The organism is Bacillus sp. TL12 (assembly GCF_022625245.1).
Lineage (GTDB): Bacteria > Bacillota > Bacilli > Bacillales > Bacillaceae_G > Bacillus_A.
Genome location: NZ_JAJJBY010000069.1, coordinates 1 through 8,750, shown reverse-complemented (window position 1 = coordinate 8,750; position 8,750 = coordinate 1). Strand labels below are relative to the sequence as shown.

Sequence of the window (8,750 nt, the reverse complement as noted above, 5' to 3'; positions counted from 1 at the left end):
GCCATCGGAATTGCGTGTAACGAGGCTACGTCTACGTTCACTGTACGTTACAACCTGGAGATTTGCCCACATGCCTTTTGCATGTGATGTCAGAGGGCTTCGTCGCTATGTTGTTTTCACTTCATGGCGCCTCTCAGGCTACGGGAGTGGAGTCTATTCTCCCGATTGGACTTTCACCAACTAGATAATGTGTCCTTATCTGGACACGCCAATCTGCCAGCGAAGAGAATAAAAATCATGTATTTGTTCCATCGGAACCCATTCCAAAGGTGTATTGGTAACATAAATGTTCATACCAGCTAAGCGTTTACTTTTCTCTGAGTACGTAATACCCTTTTTACTTTCCGTATATACTTGTTTTTTCTTACGTTCTCGAAGTTGCTTTTCAGTTAATCGATATATGATAACTCGTGTAAATAGTTTTTTATCCTTTCCAATATAAGCTGCTGTTATTTCATGGACCTGTCCTGGTTTTAAGGTATTCATAATGTATTCTAAATCAACTTTGATATACTGAGATTGTTTTTTTACTGTCCCATTTCGAAAGTATTCAGGAAACTCATTTTTGATATACACCATATTATTTAGTTTAAGCCGCGATATATAATACACGCCACGTTGGTCCATTTGATCTAAATCATCCAGTGAATAATAGCCTAAATCCCGAATACATAGATCGCCAGGTCGTAATGTCGCTAAACATTCTGTTCCAAAGGTCTTATCATTGTTCTTCCCCGGTTCAATTTGAAAATTTAAAAACTGTCCGCTATGTAAATCATATTCTAATTGAATCTTTATACCCGCTGTTTGTGCACAACCACCTGATCCAGGATACACACTGGCTAAATGTTTTGGTACCTGAAAAATCGTTGCATCTAAAATACGAATCCGTTGAAAATAGGTGATTGAAGAGCTTGGAATCAATGATGTTTCACAAATTTTATTTTTTAATAATGTGGAGAAAATATGTTTTAAAAAGCAAACCGCCTTCTTATTGAAACGTTTATTGAGTCCTTCTGGACTCATAAGAGTTCCTGTAACAGCATGAAGTTGACTACACAGTCGAACTAATGAATCACTCGCAACACGTTGACTAACCCAGACACAGATAATAGCTAAATCATGACCTGAAAATTTACGCTTTCGTTGTACAAAAGTTAGTTCTCTAGCAAGATTCTCTAAAAATGAAGGAGCAAGATGTTGATGCAACTCTTCAGCAAATAATTGTAATTCATCTTGAATCGAAAGATTCATAAAAAACGCCACCCTTTCTGTATATTTCTACAAAAAGAATAGCGTTTTTAAGGTCAAATTAATATGACATTATATTGGTTTAATAAAATCCTATAAATTGTCTTATAGAGTTTAATCTTTGGGAACCGTATTATATGTGATTTGAATCATAAGTCCGCCACAATTTGAACCATAATATTGCCAGAAAGCATAGTTTTTAGAGAACATTCTTGTAATATTTGAAGCATAACATTGCCAAAAGTCTTTTATTAACCCATAAACTTGCCGTTAGTTAATTCTCTCATTAATTATATAGAGAGACATTTATTTAAGACTATCTAAAGTCATTTGATTATAGTGAAGGGCGATTTTAAACCAGATGTAGAAACAATAGCTAAATATCCATACTAGAAGAGGACTATGTGAATGTTACTCATTTTTCGTGTGTTTATACAAATATATGATATACAAATAAGATAAATATGTTATACTTTATTGACTTTATTTTTTAAAATAATATATGGGTTTTCATATTAGGGGGATATTCTATTGGATCGTGAACTAGCTTTAGAAGTCGTACGTGTTACAGAGGGTGCTGCTTTAGCGGCTGCTGGTTGGCTTGGAAGGGGAAACAAAATTATGGCAGATGACGCTGCAACAAATGCAATGCGATTAGTATTTGATTCAATAAATATGCAGGGTAAGGTTGTAATTGGAGAAGGTGAAATGGATGAAGCTCCTATGCTATATATTGGTGAAAAGTTAGGAACTGGACAAGGTATAGAAGTTGATATTGCTGTCGATCCACTAGAAGGAACAAATATAGTTGCAAAAGGATATGGAAACGCTATTACAGTATTAGCGATTGCAGATAAGGGGAATTTGCTTCATGCTCCAGATATGTATATGGAAAAGTTAGCAGTAGGACCATTAGCTGCGGGGAAAGTATCTATCAATGATCCAATCGAAAAAACCATTGAGATTGTAGCTGACGCAACTAACAAACGTATTCAAGATTTAACCGTGATGGTTCTTGAAAGAGATCGACACAATGACATGATGGAGAGGATACGCAAGAAAGGCGCAAGAGTTAAGATGTTTTCCGATAATGATATTAGTGCCGCTGTGGCTACTGCCCTTCCAAATACAGGTGTAGACCTCTTTGTCGGAATTGGTGGTGCGCCGGAGGGTGTAATTGCGGCTGCTGGATTAAAATGTCTTGGCGGAGAAATGCAGGGGCGTTTACTTCCAGAGAATACGGAAGAATTCAATCGTTGTATTAAAATGGGGATTACAAATCCAAATGAAGCCTTACAATTAGAAGATCTTGTAGCTGGAGATGATGCAATTTTTGCTGCAACAGGTGTATCATCAGGTGATATTCTAAAAGAAGTACGATTTCTAGGTGGGGACTTAGCTGAAACAGACTCAATTGTAATGCGTGCTAAAACAAAAACGGTACGTTTTATAAAGACAATACATCACCTTGAGCAAAAACCGTACCATATGAAACTACAATCTACTATATGATACATGTATCAAAAAATCTCTAAAATGAACTATTATTAAATTTAAAAAAGAATCCTTGCTAAGCTATATAAGTGGGCACTTCTTATAACAGATGTCAATTTATTTAACTTATTAAATATAAACTAATATTGAAGCATAACTTTGCCGCAAACCAAAAGAACCATAACCTTGCCGGAACGGCAAAGTTATGGTTCAAATCACATTATAATTTATAAGGATTATTTTTTGTTAAATTTTTTAATTCGTTTTCAAGGAAAAGCTTAAGGCTTTTCTTTTTCTTTTCAATGGATGTGATCTTATGAAAAGTTAACAAAGATAACATAGAGAATAATTTATAATATATCTCTGTAGATCCGTTCTTATTGTTTGAAATAATTTGCTCCATAGTATAGAATTTCCTTTTTTAACACAGTCCTATTTCTAATTTCAATACTTGATTATTATTTTACCAATTTTTATTAAAATCTTCTACTTTACTAATTCTTGATAATCTATATTTACCTTTAACAGTGCAATTTTTTCATTTGGGTGATACTTCAAAATGTTAAGTTGATGGGCATGTATGGTGACCCCTAAATGATAAAATAAAGAAAGGAACAAGGAGGGATTAAATGGAAATTTATCAGTTTAAAAAGGAAGCTGGAAAAAAGATAGAAAAATTCAATTCTGATTTTATTATGTCCCGTATAATCCAAACTCAAAAAGCAGCTCATATAGGATGTATGCACCTAGACGAAAACGGAATGATTGGTTATCACCAAGCGGTTATACCTCAACTTCTTTTAATTGTAAACGGAGAAGGAAGTGTTAGAGGGGAAAAGGAAGAGTTCATCAAAGTACAAAGTGGAGATGCTGTATTTTGGGAGAAAGGCGAATGGCACGCGACCAAAACAAATATAGGGTTAACTGCGATTGTAATAGAAAGCGAAGAACTAAATCCCCTATCATTTATGCCTTTAAAGAAATAACAAATGTTAAACAATCGATAAGCAACTTCCAATAACGAGAAATTATGTGAACACGAAAGTCTTCCAGTTAAATAATTTGGAGGGCTTTTAATAGTCTTCTAAATACATTGAATCCCGATAATGATTCGTTATGTTAACTTTACATGTATACGATATACATCTATTTTTTACAGAAATTGTTTATTTCCAATGGTAAAATAAGTAGGGGAGGAGGGTTATTATGGAGAAACATCGTTTTAGAAATCTACTTTTATGTTTTACAGCTCTTTTAGTGTTACCTGCTTGTCAAAAGTACAACGGTAAGTTAGAACAGTGGGGTAGCACTGTTGACACTGTTGATACAGCTAAACTAAAAAGAAATAACATTCCGTATGAAATAAAAGATGGTAAAGTATATATTCCCGAAGATGCCTTTAGCGATGCTACACTGTGTTGTACATAAGCAATGATGCAAACTCCTTACTAAAGGGAGAGGGGTTTGCTGTAATTTAAAAATATACTGACATATCGGAGTGATACATATGCAGAAATATATAACAACATCTATTACATCCGTTCTACTCATTATACAACTGGGTATTCTCTATTTCTGGATTGTTGATTGGCAAAAGATCGTGACACAAACAGGATTAATCATTTGGGGTAGTTCTATCCTTGTGGGAATATGGTTATATTTGATACACCGTAAATCCAATGAAAAAATTCTAAGCATAAACAGAAAAGTAATCTTTGTTTCCACATCTATGACTGTTCTTTTAGCTATTTTGTCATTACTAATAGAATCAATTGTAAGGTCTATGCCGTAACAACAATAGAAATCAAATAACTTCTGATAACGATCATTATGTAAATGAGCTGCCCATATGGATGGCTTATTGTATTTTTTGCTTAGCGTGTTTTTTTCCAAAATGCTGGCGGTACACCTTTATGAAAAGATTAGTCAAAACATTTAGAGAACCAGCGGTTCTCACTACAGACAAAGCACCAGCATTACTTTGCGCATTTAACAAATTAAGAGAACAAGGCTTTTATATACATACAACTCATTGTACAAGCAAGCATTTGAACAATCTCATTGAACAGGACCATAGGCATGTGAAGCGACGTTTTTCCAAATCCGCAGGATTTCAAAATCTTCGCCACGCTTCCCGTACCTTGAAAGGCATCGAAACCATTCATGCTTTATATAAACGAAACCGAAGTCTTGGCTCAGACTTCGGTTTTTCGACATACAATAAATTACAGGAGCTACTAACAATCGCATAAAATATACAACTTTTTGTTGGCACCACTTAACCTTAACAAAACTTCGCAACAGAACCCATAATATCTCTGTTTCACACTACTTAAACCAGCCTTTTTCTTTTGACTGGACAATCGCTTCTATACGATTTTTAACTTCTAATTTATCCATTATTTGAGAAATATAATTCCGAACTGTTCCTGTTTTTATACTAAGTTCAGCAGCAATTTCTTTTGTGTTTTTCCCATGAGCTACGAGCCCTAATACTTCTTTTTCCCGGTCAGTAAGGGGATTCTCCTCGCCGTAAACACTTTCCATGAGTTCAGGTGCATATATTCTTTTTCCTGTCATTACCCCACGTATAGAGCTTACCAGATCTTCACTAGGGCTATCCTTCAATAAATAACCACTTACACCAGCCTTTAAAGCGCGTTGAAAATAACCGGAACGAGCAAAGGTTGTTAAGATAATAACTTTACAACCTAAATCCTTAATCTCTTCAGCAGCATCGAGCCCACTCTTTCCAGGCATTTCAATATCCATAATACAAACATCAGGCTGCGATTTCCGCACTAAAGCTACCGCTTCCTCTCCATTAGAAGCCTGTCCTACTACCGTCATATCCTCCTCTAAATTTAATAGTGAACCAAAGGCTCCCAACAGCATCTTCTGGTCTTCTGCAATCACAATTGTAATCATTTAAGTTTCTCCTTATCTGTCTACTTGACATCATTTGGTACTCTTATGATTAAAGTTGTTCCGTCATCTGTTCTCATTTCTAAATCGCCATTTATGAATTCCAAACGTTCCTTCATTCCTATTAATCCGTGACTTTTGGCTGTAGACTCTTCCTCATTCTTAAAAGTTCCGTCATCCTGTATAGTAATCACAATTTCCTTCCACGATTGTTCAATCGAAATGTAACAGGAAGTGGCCTCACTATGCTTTACTACATTAGTTACTGCCTCCTTCAAGCACATACTGAGAATGTTCTCAGTTAGTAGGGAAACGTTAGTTAATTGGACTTTCTGGTCAAATACAAAATGGATTTGTGCTGCTTCGATAATTTGCTTTACACGAGAAATCTCCTCATTTAATCTAATCCCACGCATGGAAGATACCAACTTTCTCACCTCACTTAATGCAGTTCTGGCTGTTTGCTGAACGTCCTTTAATTCACTGTGTACTTGATAAGGATCTGTATAAATTAACTTTCTTGCTAAATCACTCTTTAGGCCAATTAGAGAAAGCTTTTGTCCTAGTATATCATGCAGATCTCGGGCAATCCGCTGCCTTTCCTCCAATTTGACAAGCTCAGCGATTCTCTTGTTGGCATCCTCCAGCTTTTCTTCTAGCTGCCCTCTTTCCTTTTTATTGTAAATGTTGAATGGAAGGAGGATAACGCTAATCCAAATGATAATTACAAAAGGCAGTTGCTCTAAAAAAAGCTCATCATGAATTATAATGCTGTAATTGATAGAGACGGACGTACTGATTAAATGAATAAAATATAATGTGAGAAATGTGATACGATCTGTGATATTGCCTATAAAGTATGCTAGAAAAAAAGCAAAATATACATAGCTGAAAAGACTTGTTGATGTAATTGAGATTCCGATTAGGATGAGTGTCCACAAATAAACAGGCCAGCCCTTTGAGACAAAGGCAATACGGTAAAAAATAAAAAATAAAATTGTAAGGAAAATCCCTACAATAATTTTAACCATAGAGGATAATTGAAAAATAAAGTAAAAAGGTAGTATACAAAGAATCGTCCAAAAATAAGGAGAAATTCCATTATTCTTTTGGAATGTCAAATATTTTTTAATCATGAATGAAACCTCTTTTTTGATTTTAAAGATGTTACGTAAGTCTAACTTCCTAATTTATTTTACCACTTTCTATCCATATATACTCCTACCACTCACTTCTCTAATAAGAAAAGCGAACACCTTCCACCCTTGCTCCTGTAGAAGAACAACCCGCGCACAATAAAATGTGCGGTTCGAGCGATATCTATTCATGGAAGCTTTCGTTGTGGTCTTTGATACAAAAGGCGCTTTTTGCCTTTTGTATCAAAGGTGACTGGAGCAGACCGTGGGAGCTAAACAATACCTCGAGAAGTTATACTTACACTTTATTCCTAAAATTTCTCGCTACGTCGAACAGTCCTCCAGTTAGAAATTTATGCTTTCTTACAGAACAAAACAAGAGACCCGGTTATGGCCTCTTATCTGGATAGTGTGTTCCATAGACTTTAACATTTCTATAACTTAGGTTTGGGCTGAACTAAGACACTCTTTGATCTTGATGGAACTTTGCTGTCTTTAAACCCTACAAATTTTTTGTTCTGTTCATCCCATAAACGGAATTTTAAAGACTGTAAACTAGTAGTTAAAGTTATCGTCGGTACATTTTGTAACTGCTGCGTATTATTGTGCACAGTCTCAAGCTTATAATTCGGGACTCTTGGACTTAAATGATGAACATGATGAAAACCGATATTTCCTGTGAGCCATTGTAAGAGCTTCGGAAGCTTATAGAAAGAGCTTCCTTCCACTGCCGCTTTTACGTATTCCCATTCCTCATCTTCTTCAAAATATGAATCCTCAAATGTATGCTGTACATAAAATAGCCATATTCCCATAGATCCTGAAATTAAAAAAATTGGACCTTGTACTAAAAGGAAAGACTGCCATCCTAGAGCCAAACAAAGTCCAGCTACCAAAGCAACAATTGCTAGGTTTATGACATAGGTGTTGATACGCTCCTTCCATCTAGCACCTTTTCGGTTAAAACGATTTGAAATGAGAAACACATAAATCGGTCCTAATCCAAACATGACAAATGGATTGCGATACAACCGATATGCTACCCGGGTCCAAAACGACGCTGCCCCATATTCCCCTACTGTCAACACCCATATATCTCCTACTCCTCGCTTATCCAAATTACTGCTCGTTGCATGATGAATAGAATGACTATGTTGCCATTGTTTATATGGAAATAATGTTAAAATACCTGTTATGCTTCCAATTACTTCATTAGCAGTTCGATTCTTAAAGAAAGAGTAGTGACAGCAGTCATGAAAAATAATAAACATCCTTATGAGAAACCCCGCCGCAACCACTGACAAAGCTAACGTAAGTACATATGAAATTGATAGACTTTGGTAAGCCAAAAACCATAACATGAAAAAAGGCATTAAAGTGTTAACGAGTTGTTTTACACTATGCCATGTATTAGTCTTTTCGTAAGGTGCTACTTGTTTCCTTAAATCTTTCTGTTTTTGTATCGTCATCTTTTATGTTCCTTAGGGTACAACCGAGATATGTGTAATTTTAGGTTATAGCCTTACCGTTATTTCCAAATGGATTTTGAATCGGATTTTTCGTTTATTATTTTTTATAAAAATCCTCATACGTCTAATCTTTTATTTGTTAACTTATTATTATATACCCTAATCATACAATCGAAACGAAATGTTTTCAGTAACTAATCAATGGATGATTAGGGTTAACCCATAGTAGACAAAGGCAGATTTTTCATTGCAAATAAATGAATTGATACCTAGTTATAAGTTCAATAAACTTCATTTGGAAATAAAATACAGAATATGTCCTAAAATTACATGTATCTTGGCTGTACCCCTTCCTTCCCTTTTGGTTATTTCAAATTATAGAGGAAAGGATTAAAGTCTTGTAGACATATGTGTCATAAAGAAAACATGACAAATGTCATGCAAATGACTAAAACCATATCAAGGGTTCTGTTGC

At 35.2% G+C, this 8,750-nt stretch carries 8 protein-coding genes and 2 pseudogenes; 5 read left to right on the top strand and 5 right to left on the bottom strand.

Features of this window, described 5'->3' with window-relative positions:
* Positions 1-204: 204 nt before the first annotated feature.
* A pseudogene (locus LOK41_RS26435) lies at positions 205-1,254 on the bottom strand (IS4 family transposase); the annotation flags it as partial.
* Positions 1,255-1,782: 528 nt separating this feature from the next.
* Between LOK41_RS26435 and glpX the strand changes: the two are divergent.
* Positions 1,783-2,763 (top strand): class II fructose-bisphosphatase, encoded by a 981-nt coding sequence (glpX, locus tag LOK41_RS26430; protein WP_017154548.1) that lies wholly within the window; start codon positions 1,783-1,785, stop codon positions 2,761-2,763.
* A gap of 202 nt (positions 2,764-2,965) precedes the next feature.
* Here the strand turns inward: glpX and LOK41_RS26425 are convergent, their stop codons facing one another.
* Positions 2,966-3,148 carry a hypothetical protein gene (locus LOK41_RS26425; RefSeq protein ID WP_017154547.1) on the bottom strand — a complete coding sequence of 61 codons (183 nt, stop codon included), beginning with the start codon at positions 3,146-3,148 and terminating at the stop codon, positions 2,966-2,968.
* Positions 3,149-3,374: 226 nt separating this feature from the next.
* Here LOK41_RS26425 and LOK41_RS26420 point away from each other — a divergent pair, with 226 nt between their 5' ends.
* The 4 genes and pseudogenes from LOK41_RS26420 to LOK41_RS26405 form a co-directional block, all read left to right on the top strand.
* Positions 3,375-3,731 (top strand): cupin domain-containing protein, encoded by a 357-nt coding sequence (locus LOK41_RS26420; RefSeq protein ID WP_017154546.1) that lies wholly within the window; start codon positions 3,375-3,377, stop codon positions 3,729-3,731.
* 220 nt (positions 3,732-3,951) lie between these two features.
* On the top strand, positions 3,952-4,173 hold the full coding sequence (locus LOK41_RS26415; protein ID WP_017154545.1) for a hypothetical protein: 222 nt from the start codon (positions 3,952-3,954) through the stop codon (positions 4,171-4,173).
* A gap of 79 nt (positions 4,174-4,252) precedes the next feature.
* The gene (locus tag LOK41_RS26410) at positions 4,253-4,537 is read left to right on the top strand and encodes a hypothetical protein (protein ID WP_017154544.1); all 285 of its coding nucleotides are present in this window, start codon (positions 4,253-4,255) and stop codon (positions 4,535-4,537) included.
* A 112-nt stretch (positions 4,538-4,649) separates the two neighbouring features.
* Positions 4,650-4,997, top strand: a pseudogene (locus LOK41_RS26405) (DDE-type integrase/transposase/recombinase); the annotation flags it as partial.
* A 76-nt stretch (positions 4,998-5,073) separates the two neighbouring features.
* On the opposite strand, the gene LOK41_RS26400 reads toward LOK41_RS26405, so the two are convergent.
* The 3 genes from LOK41_RS26400 to desA form a co-directional block, all read right to left on the bottom strand.
* A complete protein-coding gene (locus LOK41_RS26400; RefSeq protein ID WP_241818960.1) occupies positions 5,074-5,673 on the bottom strand; it encodes a response regulator transcription factor in 600 nt (199 codons plus the stop codon).
* A 20-nt stretch (positions 5,674-5,693) separates the two neighbouring features.
* The gene (locus LOK41_RS26395) at positions 5,694-6,806 is read right to left on the bottom strand and encodes a sensor histidine kinase (protein ID WP_241818959.1); all 1,113 of its coding nucleotides are present in this window, start codon (positions 6,804-6,806) and stop codon (positions 5,694-5,696) included.
* Positions 6,807-7,240: 434 nt separating this feature from the next.
* Entirely contained in the window at positions 7,241-8,275 is a 1,035-nt protein-coding gene (gene desA / locus LOK41_RS26390; protein ID WP_241818958.1) for a Delta(5) desaturase DesA, read from the bottom strand.
* Positions 8,276-8,750: the final 475 nt, after the last annotated feature.

Excerpts from the sequence above, each read along its gene's own strand:
- LOK41_RS26425 (WP_017154547.1), bottom strand. The coding sequence starts at position 3,148 with ATGGAGCAAATTATTTCAAACAATAAGAACGGATCTACAGAGATATAT.
- LOK41_RS26420 (WP_017154546.1), top strand. The coding sequence starts at position 3,375 with ATGGAAATTTATCAGTTTAAAAAGGAAGCTGGAAAAAAGATAGAAAAA.
- LOK41_RS26415 (WP_017154545.1), top strand. The coding sequence starts at position 3,952 with ATGGAGAAACATCGTTTTAGAAATCTACTTTTATGTTTTACAGCTCTT.
- LOK41_RS26410 (WP_017154544.1), top strand. The coding sequence starts at position 4,253 with ATGCAGAAATATATAACAACATCTATTACATCCGTTCTACTCATTATA.
- LOK41_RS26400 (WP_241818960.1), bottom strand. The coding sequence starts at position 5,673 with ATGATTACAATTGTGATTGCAGAAGACCAGAAGATGCTGTTGGGAGCC.
- LOK41_RS26395 (WP_241818959.1), bottom strand. The coding sequence starts at position 6,806 with ATGATTAAAAAATATTTGACATTCCAAAAGAATAATGGAATTTCTCCT.
- desA (WP_241818958.1), bottom strand. The coding sequence starts at position 8,275 with ATGACGATACAAAAACAGAAAGATTTAAGGAAACAAGTAGCACCTTAC.